At 48.0% G+C, this 16,608-nt stretch carries 10 protein-coding genes; 5 read left to right on the forward strand and 5 right to left on the reverse strand.

All coding sequences use genetic code 11. The annotated features are described in order from the left end of the window. Positions 1-78: 78 nt before the first annotated feature. The 3 genes from CLV25_RS01580 to CLV25_RS01590 form a co-directional block, all read right to left on the reverse strand. Positions 79-2,448 (reverse strand): GH92 family glycosyl hydrolase, encoded by a 2,370-nt coding sequence (locus CLV25_RS01580; RefSeq protein ID WP_243649578.1) that lies wholly within the window; start codon positions 2,446-2,448, stop codon positions 79-81. A gap of 2 nt (positions 2,449-2,450) precedes the next feature. Further along, entirely contained in the window at positions 2,451-3,605 is a 1,155-nt protein-coding gene (locus CLV25_RS01585; RefSeq protein WP_131837882.1) for an MFS transporter, read from the reverse strand. A gap of 101 nt (positions 3,606-3,706) precedes the next feature. Continuing rightward, positions 3,707-4,435, reverse strand: a complete 729-nt coding sequence (locus CLV25_RS01590) for a GntR family transcriptional regulator (RefSeq protein ID WP_131837883.1) — start codon at positions 4,433-4,435, stop codon at positions 3,707-3,709. Positions 4,436-4,702: 267 nt separating this feature from the next. Between CLV25_RS01590 and CLV25_RS01595 the strand changes: the two genes are divergently transcribed. After that, the gene (locus CLV25_RS01595) at positions 4,703-5,620 is read left to right on the forward strand and encodes an alkaline phosphatase (protein ID WP_131837884.1); all 918 of its coding nucleotides are present in this window, start codon (positions 4,703-4,705) and stop codon (positions 5,618-5,620) included. A gap of 74 nt (positions 5,621-5,694) precedes the next feature. On the opposite strand, the gene CLV25_RS01600 is transcribed toward CLV25_RS01595, so the two are convergent. Beyond that, positions 5,695-7,929 carry a beta-N-acetylhexosaminidase gene (locus CLV25_RS01600; protein WP_131837885.1) on the reverse strand — a complete coding sequence of 745 codons (2,235 nt, stop codon included), beginning with the start codon at positions 7,927-7,929 and terminating at the stop codon, positions 5,695-5,697. Between the two features lie 555 nt (positions 7,930-8,484). Beyond that, positions 8,485-10,158 carry a putative transporter gene (locus CLV25_RS01605; protein WP_131837886.1) on the reverse strand — a complete coding sequence of 558 codons (1,674 nt, stop codon included), beginning with the start codon at positions 10,156-10,158 and terminating at the stop codon, positions 8,485-8,487. A gap of 424 nt (positions 10,159-10,582) precedes the next feature. Between CLV25_RS01605 and CLV25_RS01610 the strand changes: the two genes are divergently transcribed. The 4 genes from CLV25_RS01610 to CLV25_RS01625 all read left to right on the forward strand — a co-directional run bounded on the left by CLV25_RS01610 (position 10,583) and on the right by CLV25_RS01625 (position 16,496). Continuing rightward, a complete protein-coding gene (locus CLV25_RS01610) occupies positions 10,583-12,739 on the forward strand; it encodes an elongation factor G (RefSeq protein WP_131837887.1) in 2,157 nt (718 codons plus the stop codon). A gap of 318 nt (positions 12,740-13,057) precedes the next feature. Then, positions 13,058-14,503: an OmpA family protein gene (locus CLV25_RS01615; RefSeq protein ID WP_131837888.1), complete on the forward strand. Its 1,446-nt coding sequence runs from the start codon at positions 13,058-13,060 to the stop codon at positions 14,501-14,503. A 124-nt stretch (positions 14,504-14,627) separates the two neighbouring features. Next, on the forward strand, positions 14,628-15,566 hold the full coding sequence (locus CLV25_RS01620; RefSeq protein ID WP_131837889.1) for a DMT family transporter: 939 nt from the start codon (positions 14,628-14,630) through the stop codon (positions 15,564-15,566). A 552-nt stretch (positions 15,567-16,118) separates the two neighbouring features. Next, positions 16,119-16,496 carry a helix-turn-helix domain-containing protein gene (locus tag CLV25_RS01625; RefSeq protein WP_131837890.1) on the forward strand — a complete coding sequence of 126 codons (378 nt, stop codon included), beginning with the start codon at positions 16,119-16,121 and terminating at the stop codon, positions 16,494-16,496. The last annotated feature ends 112 nt before the right edge of the window (positions 16,497-16,608 follow it).

A 16,608-nucleotide genomic window follows, 5' to 3' on the forward strand; every position in this document is an offset into this window, starting at 1 on the left:
ACATCATTTGTTGCCTTAAAAACAAGGGAAGGAGCTGTCTATCCTTCCACCTGTTCTTAACACACTACAATTCAAAACTCATCGAGTCATCGAAGGAGGAGGTGTTGCTACCCCCCAGCTGGTATTTGGAGTTGCCCCCATCCTCAGCCGTAGAACACCACCCTTCATCAAATCGTTTCGTGGAATCCAGCAGCTGTTCAACGACTTTCCATTGAACGAGGCTTCCTGAACGTAGAACGAATCTTTGGAGTTATTAGTTGGAACAATCTTCAAGGTTTTTCCCTTGGTATATTTTGGATGAAGATGAATTGTTATCTCATCGAACATTGGACTTCCGATTTGGAAAGATGGAGATGCCGCGCTATGGCCCTGCACATCAAATAACCCCATCGAGGCCAGCACAAACCAAGTTCCGAGCTGTCCCTGATCCTCGTCCTGCCCGTAACCATAACCATTGGATGGAGTTACTCCGTAAAACTCGTTACAAATGGTACGAGTCCACTTTTGGGTAAGCCAAGGCTTTCCCGAATAGTTGTAGAGCCAAGCAATATGAAGGCAGGGCTGATTGCCCTGATTGTAGAGCATTTCAATGCCGGCAAAGCTATCAACCTGCTTACCACCTCCAAACTCAAGCTTCTGCGACTCGGAAAAAGTCTTATCCAAACGCTCGTTAAAAAGATCCTTTCCAACAAGATTAATTAAGCCTCCAATATCATGAGGTGCATACCAAGTATACTGGTATCCGTTACCCTCCTGAAAGCCTTTCCAAGCCTCCTTTGGGTTATAATTTTTTATAAACTCGCCACTTTCCAGCTTAGGACGAATATACTTAGTCTCGCTATCGAAAATATTACGGTAGAAAGTAGCCTGGTTTATTAGCCGCTTATAGTCAGCCTTCTTTCCAAGCGCTTTGGCCATGTTGGCAACCGCATAGGAGCTAAAAGCAAACTCCAATGTATGCGATGCCCCAAAGTTGAATACCCAGCCATTGGAGATGGTTGTATCTTTATAAGGCACATAGCCGTTGTTTACAAAGTAGTGAAGATCGTATTTACCTGAGCCAAAAGGACGATTACGGTACTCCAGCTCATTATCGCGAGCAGCTTGGTAGGCATGCTTAATATCGAAATCGCGAATACCGCAGTTGTAGGCAGCCGCAAGCGCTAGCCCCATAAAGTTGGTTTGCACCCCATTAGAATGCATTCCTGCAGCTTCTCCATCGTGCATCCAACCCGTATCCTTATGAAAATCTAGTACCGACTGCATGTAGTCGCTATAAACATCGGGGTATGCTAAGCCCCACAGCTGAAATAGGTTCCAGAAAGCACCCCAAACACCATCGGTGTTATGATGGTTGTGAGTTGGCATCCCATTCTTATCAAGCGCAATTTGACCAACCCCTCCATCGTTTTTAGGATATTGACCATTTACATCGCTGGATATGCCACGACCTAGAAGTGAATGGTATAGTCCCGTGTAAAACTTCACCTTATCATCCTCCGACTTACCCTTAACCTCGATACGACCTAGCATTTTTTGCCATTCGGCAACAGCGCGCTGCTTTGCATCATCAAAGGCTAGCGTCGCAGCCTCCTTTTGTAGATTTAATTTTGCATTGGCAATGCTTGTGTAGGATACGCCAACTTTCATTAGAAGCTGCTCTCCCTCCTTCATGTCGAAGTTTAGGAACATACCATTAGCAACACCCTTAGTCTCTTTGGCACTAACAACCTGCTTGTCGTCTACAAAAGAACCTACCGATTTAGGAGATTTATTCATTTCGGCATAGAAGTACATCTTCACGCGTCCGCCTGGTTGGCAAAACTTGACATACTCTGGATAGGTTATCACGTACCCCTCAACCGTTTTATCTCCGGTTTGAGCCATATACGCCTCAACAACATCGCTACTCTCGCCCTGCTTATGCCCAATATCAAAGATCAAATGGGCATTATCCGTTTTAGGGAAGGTATAACGATGAAATCCAACACGAGTAGTAGCGGTAATTTCGGCCTTTATTCCATAGTCCTCTAAAAAAACAGAGTAGTATCCGGGTTCAGCATGCTCCTCCTTCTTATCGAAACGAGAACGGTAGCCCAACTCTGGATTCTCCACGGTTCCAGGAACTGTTTTCAGCTTGCCAACTGTTGGCATTACCACCACACCTCCTACCTGAAACTCGTGGAAATGGCCAAAGCCTTCGATAGAGCCATGCCTATCGTCGTACCCACAAGGAAGCCAGCTACCCGGGCTACCATAGGCGTTGGTGTGAGGTGCCAGCTTCGCCATTCCAAAAGGAAGCGCGGCTGGCGTGTAAAAAAACCATCGAGCATGAACTGCTCCTAAGTTGGGCTTAACATACTTATTAGGAAATAAATCCTGTGCCATGACGCCAGAACTTAGAAGCAATCCAGCCACAATGGCTAATAGAGCAACTTTCTTAATCATGATTATTTGAGTTTGGTGGATAGAGCAGCAAATAGAACGTACAGCAAGCAGATAAGAATAACCACGGCGCTAGCGGCAACACCAAAGGCTCCACTAACTGCCCCCATTATTGGAGGAATTAGCGCTCCTCCCGAAATTGCCATTACCATCAAGGCCGAAATTTCGTTAGAGCGATCGGGCATTCTATTTATTGCTGCAGTAAAAATCAGCGGGAAAAGGTTGGCAGAGCCTAAACCTACCAAAAAGATGGCAGCACGAGCAAGGTTTACAGTTGGAGCCACCATAAAGAATACCACCGCCGCAATAGCGAGCACCGACGATGCCAGCAAGAACTTGCGGAGCGGAATACGGCTTAGCAGCAGCGCACCCGAAAAACGGCCAATCATAAGAGCCGTAAAGTAGATGCTAATAGCCAATGACGCCTCCTCTAAACCTATCCCATAGCGAGAAGAAAGAATAGCGGCAATATTTGAGTTCATCCCCACATCGGCACCTACAATTAAGAAAATGGCCATTGTCATGCCCAGCACAAAAGGATTCTTAAGCAACCCTAAGCACGAAGCGAATGTGGCACGAACCTCTGTGCTGCGGCTCTCCTCAATAGTTGTTGCGGCAAGCCACAGGTAAGCAACAATGGAGGTTACCCCATACACCAAGAAAACCAACCTCCACGAGCCAAACGAAGCCGCAGCAAACGTTGCCAAGATTGGGCCTAACAACGAAACAATTGCCTTTATAAACTGAGAAAGGCTCATCATGCTGGCAAAGCGCTTCTCAGAGGAGATTACATCGCGTAGCAATGGATTGGAGGAGACTTGGATAATCGTATTTCCGACACCAAGTAGTATTATCGAAATAGCAACAGTGAATAGCGAGTAGAATGCAAAAGGAATGAGCATCCCTACAGCGGTAAGAGCAATCCCCATATTGAGCATACGCTTCTTACCAAATCGATCTTGAAGAATTCCCGAAGGAATAGACATGAGGAAGAACCAGACAAAGGCCAACGAGGGGATGGTTTGCGCCCACACATCAGACAGCTCAAAGTCCTGCTTAATGTACCCCGTTGCGACACCCACGATGTCGACAAAGCCCATAACCATGTAGGCCATAAGCATAGGGGCTACCTTTCGTAAACTAAAATTATCTTGCTTCATAGGTGTAATGCTACAGTTAGTAATACGAAGCAAATATAATTTGTTTATATGTTTAAACAATTAAAAAGATGTAAACCTGCGAAAAGTTCGCAAGTTTAACTCTACACCTTAATATCTATCGAATAAATAAATTTCTCAGCATTGTAAATCCCAACGTTATACTCCACGGGACGCATACCTGAATCGTAAACGAAGCGCTCGCGTACCATAACTGGAGTTTTAGTGTTTACTCCCAAAAGAGCCGCCTCCTGTGGCGATGCAAGACGTGCCGAAATACGCTCTTTAGACAATGACGGAACAATAGAAAAGTCTCTTTCCAGAATTTCGTAAAGTGGACGAGAAAAGTCCTCGTTGCCAGTAAGACCGATACGTGGATTGAAGTAGCTCTCGAAAAATACGAATGGAGCATCGGCGTAACCACGCAAACGCGAAACCTTTAGCACCTGCGCATTCTGATCGACCATTAAAAAGTTGCGGATGCGCTCTGAAACTTCGACAAACCCACTCTCTAGGCTATACATTTTTAGGGCTACCCCCTTGTTGCTCATCTCCTGAGTAAAGCTGTGCCAGCTATCGAGGCTTGTTTCGAATGTTTTCTCCGACACCTTGGTGCCTACGCCCTTTTTACGGGTCAAGAGCCCTTCGAACACCAGCTTGTTGATGGCCTGTCGCAACGTGTTGCGAGCAATACCAAGCTGTTTCGATAGTGAGACCTCATCGGGCAAAAAAGCACCATTCTTATATTCTGGAAGTTCTATCATCTCCCTAAGAAGACTTTCCACCTGTACATGCAAAGGTATTGGGCTGCTATGATCGATTTTTATCTTCACTTTCTATCTGTTTTTATGTTCAAAGGTAATATATCTTTAAATAGCAACAGCAAAGCAAGCCCTTAGAATTAATTAATTCACTAAATGCCAAAACAATAACACATATAGCGGTTAAATGCGAAAGAAAAAATCTCAACATCTATCATTCGGATGATTTGTTTATACATTTACACCTAAGTATTGCCACAGAATGGCACAAAATACTTAAGACAAAATTCTACAAGTAAAGCCAACAATCGTTGATAAACCTTTAAACACATAAGCACAATGAAAAGAACAACCTACCAGCCTCTTATCCTAGCAGGTTTAATCTGCCTTGTTATTGGAAGCAGTCAGACGGCTTTGGCTCGAAAAGGCATGCCTAAGCACGTAATCGTTATCGGATTCGATGGACTAAGCGCTAAATCCATCACTAATGGAGCAAAAATGCCCAACCTGCACAAACTTATGGACGAAGGATCGTACACATTGCAGCAACGCTCCATCCTACCCTCGTCCAGCGCCTGCAACTGGGCATCCATGTTTATGGGAGCAGGTCCTGAGCTGCACGGCTTCACCGACTGGGGAACGCAGACTCCTCAGGTAGAGCCTCGTGAACTAAATCACTACAGAAATTTTCCGGGAATCTTTGGGCTATACCGCGACAAAGCGCCATCAGCAGAAATTGGCTATATCTACGAATGGGGAGGTATGCGCTACCTTGCAGACACCCTCGCCATAAGCTACTGTAAAAATGCAACGCTATTGCAACAGGAAAACAGCTGTCTTAATTCAGCGATCAAGTACATCAGAGAAAAGAAACCTAACCTTTGCGCCATTATCTTCGACGAACCTGATCATACTGGACATTCGAGAGGATGGGAGTCGGAAGAGTACATGACAAAGATGCAGCAACTCGACAGCTACCTAGGCAAAATGGTAGAAGCTATTAAGGAGGCAGGAATAATGAACGAAACTGTAATTATGGTGGTTGCAGATCATGGAGGAATAAACAAGGGGCATGGAGGGAAAACGATGAACGAAATGCAAACTCCACTTGTATTCTATGGTAAAGGCATTAAAAAGGGATATCGTATAACCCAAAGCACCATGGTGTACGATGTTGCAGCAACAATTGCCTACATGCTGAAGGTAAAGCAACCTCAGGTATGGATTGCTCGTCCTATTACTTCTATTTTTAAGTAGACACGTACTATTTCATTAATAAAAAGGTCCTGCTCTTTTTGAGGCAGGACCTTTTTTATATAGCAATTTTAATTCTACTCAACGATCAACTCGTCGACAAACAGCCACGCAGAATTGCCCTTGCCTGGATGACCATCGGGGCATAGCCCTATATTTTTAGCCGTTACGCGCACAACCTTAGCCTTACGAGGCTCAAAGTTCACCTTAAAGTCGAATATCGGTTGCTTTGCCTTTGCAAGCGGAACCTGTGCACTACCCACAGGGATAAACTTCACGCCATCTTCGGACACCTCGAACACAACGGTTACAGGATAAAAAATCCATGATCCAACATCTTGAAATGCACCAAGCGACATGCTGCTTACCTCTGTCAACGCTCCAAGATCTACCTCTGCAACAAAGTCGTTATATGGAGTACCTTGCCATAATCCATCCCTAAAGTCGCTATCGGATCCACGAAGACCATCTGTTAGGCAATCATTGTAGAGACCTCGGTAGCTCGCTCCAAGCGGATTCTTGATACTAACCGGATGACCAAATGCCTTATTGGCATCAAATCGATAGGTAGCCGTACTTCCAAATGGCTTGCCTAAACGGAACGCAGCCACAATAACCGTAGCTTTATCTTTTACCGTGAAAGTTCCCCCTTTTACTAAAGGAGAAACCATCGTTGGAGTAGAACCATCAGTGGTGTAACGGAATTCCAAATCAGAAATATCCGACTTGATGTTTACCTTTAGCGCACGGTTAGCGATATCAGGCTCTACAGTAGTGGTAAAGTCACGACCTTCTGGACCGTACTTCACACCCATTTTATCCCAACGTACGTACTCCTTGCGCACCCTTTCGAGGAACTGATCGTAACTTTGGCGCGACTTACCGTTCCATAGGCACTCGGCAATAGCCTGAATGCGGGGGAAGAGCATAAAGTCGGCACGATCGTTTCCTGGCACGCGTTCGGTCCAAAGGTTGGCACCTGCGCCAAGAATGTGCTTGTGGTACTCGGGTGCCAATCCCTCTGGAATTGGGTTAAGCGAGTATACCTTATCTAATGGCAGGTTCTTTTGAAGATAGTCGAAGTAGCAGTGCGAAGTTGGGGTCATTATAACATCGTGCCCCTCGGTTGCTGCCTTGATAGCGTAATCCCAATCGCGCCAAAGCTGAACGGTTGCATTTGGAGCTAGGCCCCCCTCAAGAATTTCGTCCCAACCAATAAGCTGGCGACCATTGTCGTTAAGGAACTTCTCGATACGGCGAATGAAGTAACTTTGCAGCTCGTGCTCATTCTTAAGCCCATTCTCCTTTATGCGCTGCTGACACTTGGGACACTTCTCCCAGCGCACCTTTGGGCACTCGTCTCCACCAATATGAATATACTTCCCAGGGAAAAGCGCCATTACCTCTGTAAGCACATCCTGAAGAAAAGTAAACGTTTTCTCATTTCCAGCGCAGTACACATCGTCTGCCACGCCCCAGGTATTGCGAACCTCGAAAGGGCCACCTGTACACGACAGCTCGGGGTATGCAGCAAGCGCAGCCACCGAGTGGCCCGGTAATTCAATCTCGGGAATGACACTGATGCCGCGCGATGTAGCGTAGGCAACCACCTCCTTAATATCTTCTTGCGTATAGAAACCGCCGTAGCGCGTTCCATCAATCTCGGTACGCCAAGCGCCAACCTCGGTTAGCTTGGGGTACTTCTTGATTTCGATACGCCAGCCCTGATCCTCGGTAAGGTGCCAGTGGAACACGTTAAACTTGTAAAGCGCGGCAAGATCGAGGTAGCGCTTAATCTGATCCTTGTTGTAGAAGTGGCGCCCTACGTCGAACATCAGCTCGCGCCATACAAACTGTGGCCTATCGAAAATGGTTGCAGCAGGCAGCTTCGGCTTCCCTTCTAAAGGGATTAGCTGCTGTATGGTGGATACCGAAGCAAACAGGCCCTTTAGAGTCTTGGCCTTCACGGTTACCCTACCGGTAGTAACATCCAGTCCGTACCCCTGTTCTCCGTATTTTTCGTCGTTTACCAGCACGAAAAAGATCCCATTCTTTACCGACTCGTTACCGGAAATTGGCTTAACCGTTGCCGAGATTTTGCACCCTTTGCCCAGCACATCCTGCAAGTAGGTAGCGATGGGCAACGCACTGCTTTCGGCATAGATAGCAACCCCGTCCTTTAGGACAAAGCCGCCCGATTTCCACTCAACCGAGGTTGGATAGGGGATCAGGTTTGCCCCCTCCTTCTCCTTCTTCGCCCCGTACGATAGCAACGGAATGAAGCACATTAGCAAATAAAATAGCCTCTTCATTACAATAAATTAAGGTGTTTATCGAGGGTAAAAATAGCGTTTATGTTCTCCATTACCAATAAAAAAGAGGATACGAAAATAAGCCTAGAGCTCGCATTCGAGAGGTTGCCAGCCAGCGAGCAGCCCTTAACGTGTACATAGGGTATGAACCTCGGTGAATCTTGGAAATTCCATCGAACCAAGGCTGCGGGCTCGTCCCAACGCTGGGAAATGATGATTGGAGGGTCGGATGAGCCCGTCCCAAAGCTGGGAAACGGTGATCGGAGGGTCGGATGAGCCCGTCCCAAAGATGGGAAACGGTAATCGGAGGGTCGGATGGGCTCGTCCCAACGCTGGGAAACGGTAATCGGAGGATCGGATGGGCTCGTCCCAACGCTGGGAAACGGTGATCGGGGGGTCGGATGGGCTCATCCCAACGCTGGGAAACGGTAATTGGAGTAATTGTTTCTCCCGAATAATCGCGTTCACCCGACCTCCCTAGAGGGGCTTATGGAACAGGATGAGCTTTAAGAGTCCTCCCCCGTTGCTGATTCTACGGGGTGAGTATGCAATCCTCTACATAAAAACGATCAAAATCAGCTGGGCAATAATCACCCTGACAAACATGCAAAGAGGGTATACCGTAGCGTACGAAACTGAAGGCATATCGCTTTCGACGGTTGTGTTGGCGTAGTTTAGCGCCATTGGGTTGGCCATGCTACCACAAAGCATCCCGCTAACGGTAGGGTAATCCATTTTTTTGATCATAAGAGCATAAGCCCCCACGATCAGCACGGGAAGAACCGTAAGGACAAATCCTATTCCAAGCCAAACCAACCCCTCGGTACGGAATACGGTTTCGAAGAAGTGCTTTCCAGCATCGAGCCCGAGGCAAGCCAGATACAAACTAATACCCACGCCTCGTAGCATCAGGTTCGCGCTCTTGGTGGTATAGGTTACAATATGAAAACGTGGACCGAATGCCCCCATAAGAATGCCTACAACAATAGGTCCGCCCGCCAACCCCAGCTTAATAGGTAGCGAGACCCACGGAATGCTGATAGGGATCGATCCTAAAATCAGCCCTAGCACAATACCAATAAATATGGCCACCAGGTTGGGCTCGTGGAGGCTCTTCACCCTGTTTCCCAGAAGCGCTTCTAGCTGCTTAATGGAGCTCTGCGTACCAACAACCGTAACCTTATCGCCCACCTGAAGCGTTAAATCGGGCGTGGCCAGCAGGTCGATTCCCGAACGGTGAATTCTGGTAATATTCACCCCAAATCGATTACGAAGCTTCAGCTGAGCAATTTTCTTCCCGTTAATGTCCGATTGGGTGATCACAATGCGCTGCGACACCAGCTGCGAGTCGATAGCGTTCCAGTCGATATCGCTCTTATTCCAGTCGTAGGCCACCTCCTGTCCAAACAGCGCCGTAAGCGCTTTCAGCTCATTAGGATCGGTAATCACCAAAATCTTATCTCCCTTCTCCAATATGGTCTCCGAATTTGGGATGATGACGTTATCGCCATGCCAAACCCTGGAGATAACGAACTTTTTGGTAATGATCGAGGCAACCTCCTCCACGCTTTTCCCGTAGATGGCAGGGTTCGAAATGTAGAAGCTGGCAATAAAAGTTTCACCTCTCGAAAGTCCCTCCTCGTTTTGCTCCTCCTTTTTTGCAGACGAAGAGAGGTTACGCAGCACAACCAACCCTATGATTACCCCCACAACCCCCAACGGATAGGTAACCGCACACCCTAAGGCGAGGTCAGATTGCAGGGTCGGATCGGCCGATAGCTGCTTTATGGTTTGTTGAGCAGCACCTAGCGCAGGCGTGTTGGTTACGGCTCCGCAAAAGATGCCGGTCATTTCGGGAAGCGAAATGCTGGTTGAGAAATGGAATACAAGCATCATTAAAGTACCCACAAGAACCACCCCCAGCGCCAGCGTGTTGAGCCGCACGCCGCCTTTCAGGAAAGAGGCGAAGAACGAAGGGCCCACCTGCAGCCCCAACGCGTAAACGAAAAGGATAAGCCCGAAACTTTCGGCGTAGCTCAGAATCGTTGGTTCAATCGAAAAGCCCCAGTGACCGGCTAGAATACCAACAAAAAACACAAAGGTCACCCCAAGCGAGACACCCAGAACTTTTATCTGCCCCAAAGAAAGGCCTACTGCTATGATAGTTGACAGCAGCACTACTGCTTGAATAACCGATTGACCAACGAATAGATTACCGAACCACTCCATACCGATGCCGCGTATACGTGTTTAAATACGTTCAAACTAAGACTGGAAGACAAAAGTAATGCGAATTACAAGTCTTTTGGCAAGAGGACGCAAATTTTTCAGAAACCAGAGCTCGAGTTCGGCATACAGCAACCGCCTGTAACAATTCGAAAGCTTCAAGAAGCGCACGGCAGCAGCTGGGAACGTTTCGTAAGCGTCGGAAAGTACTTGGCGATTGCCAAGCAAAAAAGAACGGAAGAAGCCCCTACAAGCATTAAAACAGCATCCTTATAGTTCGATAAAATTATTTTCAAAATTTATTACATCTATTTAACCATTAAAACACATTTTCTCAAACTTTTTAATAACTTTCGAATCGTCATTGGCATCCAAAATCTAAAATACGCTGATGCCAAGGCGCCCAACAACTAAAAACGTTTCGATTATGAGAACGTACCAAACTAATGAAATTAAGAATGTGGTTTTGCTTGGCAACTCGGGCTCGGGCAAAACCACCATAGCGGAAGGGATGCTCTTCGAGGGCAAAGTCATCGACCGTAGAGGAAGTATTGACGCCCAAAACACCGTATCGGACTACACAGAGGTGGAGCACATCTACAAGCGTTCTATCTTCTCTACGGTACTTTACACGGAATATCTCGATCGCAAGCTCAACATTGTGGACACCGCTGGTTCCGACGACTTCTCGGGCGGTGTATTCTCTGCATTCCGCATTGCCGACACCGGCATTATGGTGATTAACGCCGTAAACGGTGTCGAAGTAGGCACTCAGATCTTTGGCCGCTACGCCGAAGAGTACGACAAACCTTTCTTCCTTGCTGTCAACCAGCTCGACCACGAAAAGGCCAGCTGGGAAAACACCATCGAATCGCTACAAAAAACCTTCGGCAAGAAGGTGGTTCTTATCCAATACCCAATTACTACAGGTCCAGGCTTCGACTCCTTCATCGACGTGCTAACCATGAAGCTGTACAAGCACGATGGCGATAGCGGCGTAGTTCACGAGCTGCCTATCCCTGCCGAAGAGGAAGAGCGCGCCAACGAGCTGCACAACGCGCTAGTTGAAGCATCAGCCGAAAACGATGACGCCCTGATGGAGATGTTCTTCGAAAAGGGTACGCTATCGGAAGAAGATATTAGAGTAGGGCTCCGCAAGGGTATCGCCCACCGTGATGTATTTCCGGTTCTTTGCCTATCGGCCAAGAAGGATATCGGCATTCGCCGCATGATGGAGTTCCTCATCAACAATACCCCTAGTCCTAACCAGAAGCCAAAGCCAACTACTACAGATGGCACCGAAGTCGCATTCGATGCTGCTGGTGCTCCCTGCATTTTTGTGTTTAAGACACAGATTGAACAGCACCTTGGTGAAATATGCTACTTCAAGGTAATATCGGGAAAGATTACCGAAGGCATCGAGCTTACCAACAACAATAACGGGACGAAGGAAAAGCTGTCACAGCTGTACGTTACTGCCGGGAAGAACCGCACCAAGGTTGCCGAACTGCTCGCCGGCGATGTTGGCTGCACCGTTAAGCTGAAGAATACCAAAACAAGCCATACACTTGCCGGAAATGGCAAGAACTGGGTGTTTGCTCCTATAACCTTCCCTGAACCTAAGTTTAGAACTGCGGTTAAACCTAAGAATCAGGCCGACGAGGAGAAGCTGGGCGAACTGCTCAATAAGGCTCATCAGGAAGATCCAACCATCTTGGTAGAGTACTCTAAGGAGCTTAAGCAGATTATCGTATCCGGACAGGGCGAGCACCATCTGAATATTCTAAAATGGCAGCTAGCCAACAATAATAAGCTGGAGATCGAGTTCTACCCTCCTAAAATTCCATACCGCGAGACCATAACCAAGGTGGCCAACGCCAGCTACCGCCACAAGAAGCAATCGGGTGGTGCAGGACAGTTTGGTGAGGTACACATCATCATAGAGCCAATAGTTGAGGGCGTAGAGGCACGCTCGAAGTTCAAGATCGAGGGCAAGGAGCTTAACCTCAACCTTAAGGGTAAGGAAGTACAGCCTCTGCCATGGGGCGGAAGCCTAGAATTCTACAACTGTATCGTTGGAGGTTCAATTGATGCACGCTTCCTTCCTGCAATTCTTAAGGGTGTGATGGAAAAGATGGAGGAAGGTCCGCTTACCGGTTCGTACGCCCGTGACATCCGCGTGTACGTGTACGACGGCAAGATGCACCCGGTAGACTCCAACGAGCTTTCGTTTAAGCTGGCCGGACGTAACGCCTTTAAGGAAGCCTTTAAGAATGCAGGACCAAAAATCATGGAACCAATCTACGATGTAACGGTGCTTGTTCCTGCCGATAAGATGGGCGATGTGATGAGCGATCTGCAAAACCGTAGAGCCATTATCGAGGGTATGAGCAGCGCTAAGGGATTCGAGAAGCTATCGGCAAAGGTTCCATTGTCCGAAATGCACAAGTACTCGACCACGCTAAGCTCGCTTACCAGCGGACGCGCTACCTACAACATGAAGTTTTCGAACTACGAGCAGGTGCCTGCCGATGTTCAAGAGAAGCTGCTTAAGGCCTACGAGGCTATTGCTGTAGAGGAATAGAACACTACTTCGCAAAGAATAGTAATGGAGGTGCTTCGAATGGAGCACCTCCATTTTTTTAACGCAAACATACACCAAAACTATTTCCCCTAAATACTAGCACCTTCGAAAAAGGATAAGCTGTATTTATGACAAATAACAGATTTTTTAAAAAGAATGAACCATACGAATAATTTGATGTTATTAACATTAAACAGCATACAAGCACAATACAGATGTTTCTTCGTCGCTTATTAAACAAAAAAGTTCAAAAAAACCAGATAAGATAAAGGCGGAACCGAAAAGCCATACGAGTAGGAGTACTTAAATAGTTTAATCATGAAAAAGATTTTACTGGTACCAATTTTTCTTTTATCTCTAACCTTCTCCTATGCTCAAAATGCGGAGAATAAATGGTCGATAGGCGTATTTGCAGGGAAAACCGAGTACAATGGCGATTATGGAAATGGTTTTCTCAAATTCAACAAGGCATTCTATCCTATAGGAGCTATGTCTATCAACCGATACCTCAACAGATCGTTCGATATGGGCATTTTTGCATCATACGGCGAATACGGATACCACAAAGATGCTTTACGCAACTTCTTTGGTACTAAAGCCGACGCTAACTTGCTGCTTACCTACAAGCTTGCCAACGGCTACATCTTTAACGAGAACGCCACCATTGCCCCCTATATGTCGGCGGGAATTGGAACAGCGCACCTTACCGGAGACCGAATCCGGAACGGAAGCGATTTCCTTATACCTGTTGGAGGTGGCTTAAAGGTTAACTTCAACAAGAATGTAGCATTGCAGTACCAGCTGCTCTACAACTTTACCAACCACGATAAGCGCGACGGTCGCACCAACGGCCACAACGAGCAGTTTGCATCGCACACCATCGGCTTTGTATTCTCGTTTGGCGGAAACAAGGACAGGGATAAGGATGGCGTGCTGAATAAAGTTGACCTTTGCCCAGACTTGGCCGGAATTGCCGAACTTGCTGGCTGTCCCGACACCGATGGCGATGGCATTGCCGACAAGGATGACAAGTGCCCAGATGTAAAGGGTGTTGCTCAATTTGCAGGATGCCCCGACACCGATGGCGATGGCGTTCAGGACTCGGAAGATAAGTGTCCAAACGTGAAAGGTCTTGCCCAATTTGCAGGATGCCCCGACACCGATGGCGATGGCATTCAGGACTCGGAGGATAAGTGTCCAAACGTAAAGGGTATTGCCAAGTTCAACGGTTGCCCCGACACCGATGGCGATGGCATTCAGGATTCGGAAGACAGATGCCCTACCGAAAAAGGACCTGCTGCCCTTAAGGGTTGTCCAGACAGAGATGGCGACGGCATTGCCGACAAAGATGACAAATGTCCAGATGTAGCTGGGGTTGCCGCCAACAAGGGCTGTCCTGAAGTATCGGTTGCTGCTAAAAAGGTATTCGACAAAGCGCTTCGTGGAATTCAATTCGAAACAGGGAAAGCAGCTATTCGCAAGGTTTCTTACCCAATTGTAGACAACGTTGCTGCCGTAATGAACGAGAATCCTGCCTATATCCTAAATATTGGTGGACATACCGATAACGTAGGCAAAGCAGACATGAACATGAAGCTATCGCAGGATAGAGCCGATGCTGTTAAGGCTTATCTTATCGAAAAAGGAATTGACGGAAGCCGATTAAACGCAACAGGCTACGGTTCGACCCAGCCTGTTGGCGACAATAAAACAGCCAAAGGTAGAGCACTTAACCGTCGCGTAGAGTTCAAGGTTACGTTCTAATCAAAATACCTTATCACACCATAAAGGTTGAGGGCATCCCGAAGTTCGGGATGCCCTCTCTCTTTTGCAAACGTTGCTCACTGATCCTCTTATCACCAAAAAACGGTTACCTTTGCCGCAAAAAATGCAACGTAAAGGCATAGCCTACGCCATCATATCGTCGGCCACGTTTGGGCTGCTCCCCCTTTTCTCGGTAACCGCCATGAGCAGCGGGCAAACGCCCTACTCGGTGCTCTTCTACCGCTTCCTTTTTTCGACGCTGCTCTACGGGCTTTTCCTGAAGCTGCGGGGCGAATCGTTTCGGGTAAGCAGCCGACAGCTGCTGGAGCTGGTGGTTTTGGGCGCGGCGTGCTACGGAGGTACAGCCCTCTTCCTGATCCTTTCGTACGGCTACATCCCAACGGGGATAGCCACCACCATCAACTTCCTTTACCCGGTGATGGTGGCGCTAATTCTTTTCCTAATTTTTGGCGAGCGCCCCAGCATGGGCATTGCCATAGCCATCGTGCTATCGCTGGGCGGGGTGGCGCTGATGGCGTGGAGCCCCGGTGCCAACCTTAGCCTTAGAGGTGTGGCCTACTCGCTGGTTACGATCTTCTGCTACGGATTCTACGTGGTGGGCCTCAACAAAACGGGGCTGCGCGAGGTGAAAGGGAGCACCGTCACCCTTTACGTGCTGCTGGTCTCCACCATTTTCTTCGGAGCGATTGCCCTTACGCAAGGAGGCATTCAGCCCATTGCCAGCCCACAGGTGGGCGTAAACCTGCTGCTGCTGGCCATCGTATCGACCATCATATCGAACCTGACGCTGGTGCTGGCCGTAAAGGAGATCGGCTCGACCTCGGCCTCGGTGCTGGGCTCGATGGAGCCGCTTACGGCGCTGCTGGTGGGCATCGGCTGGTTTGGCGAGGCTATTTCGGGCTACCAGCTGGCGGGCATCTGCCTGGTGATTGCCTCGGTGCTGCTGGTGGTGCTGGGAAAGCAGAAGAAGAATAAAAAGCAGCCCTCGTCGATCGGAACACCGAAGCCTAAAGCGAAGGCCAAGGAGGCGGATATGGCCTAGCCCCTACCCCTACCGTTAAGCAACCTCTCCTATTCCCCGACACTGCGGCAAGCATACGCCCTGCGGGTTGCCCTACCTATAGCAGCATTGCTACCCTATCCGTTGGTGCAACAAAGTTGCCCAGCTGCTTTGCGAGCATATGCAGCAAAGTAACGAGCACCAACAAACACCTCTTGAGTACCTGCAAACACTTAAGCAGTACCAACAAACTTTTCGCGAGTACCTGCAAACATGAAAGGTGTCCCAACAATCTCTTCGCGAGTACCTACAAACATGAAAGGCGTACCAACAAACACCTCGTGAATGCTTGCAAACACTTAAGCAGTATCACCAAACTCTTCGTGAGCACCTGCAAACATGGAAGGAATACCAACAGACTTTTCGCGAGTATCTGCAAATTCATAAGAAGTACCTCCATCTTTCCAATGCGTACGTTCATATTTTTATCGAATACCTGCAACAAACTTAGCATCAGTAGAATTTAGGAATCAAAAAAATAGCTACCTTAGGCCTAACAACCTAACAGGTATAACCAATCTAACATTTACGGCCATGCTACGAATAAACCTTTCGCGGATTTTTAGGGCGTTTGCGGTACATCGCCCTACGCGGTTTCTGGTGGAGAAGGGCTACACCTACTCTACGGCCCAACGGCTGGTGGTGATGAACCACTCACGCTTCCGGCTCGAGGATCTGGAGCAGCTGTGCCTGCGAATGGGCTGTACGCCCAACGACATTCTGGAGTGGGTTCCCAACCAGGATCAGGTAAGCCTAGATACGCCGCTCCAGCAGCTGCGCTTTAAGCCGGAGCCCTACTTCGACCAGCTGCTGAACAAGCTCGACTACGGCGACCAGCTGGAGCTGCAGCGGCTGATGGAGGAGCGGATTGCGCAGAAGAAGGGGGCGGCTGAAAAGGGTGCGAAGGAATAGATCTGTAGCAACGAACCCATCATCTTAGCGCCATAGCCATCAGCACTCACAATTGGAGGGCGATGAGCTTCAACCTTCATTTCTTTTGTGGCCAAAAGAAACGAAGCAAAGA

The sequence above is a fragment of the Acetobacteroides hydrogenigenes genome, from assembly GCF_004340205.1.
Lineage (GTDB): Bacteria > Bacteroidota > Bacteroidia > Bacteroidales > ZOR0009 > Acetobacteroides > Acetobacteroides hydrogenigenes.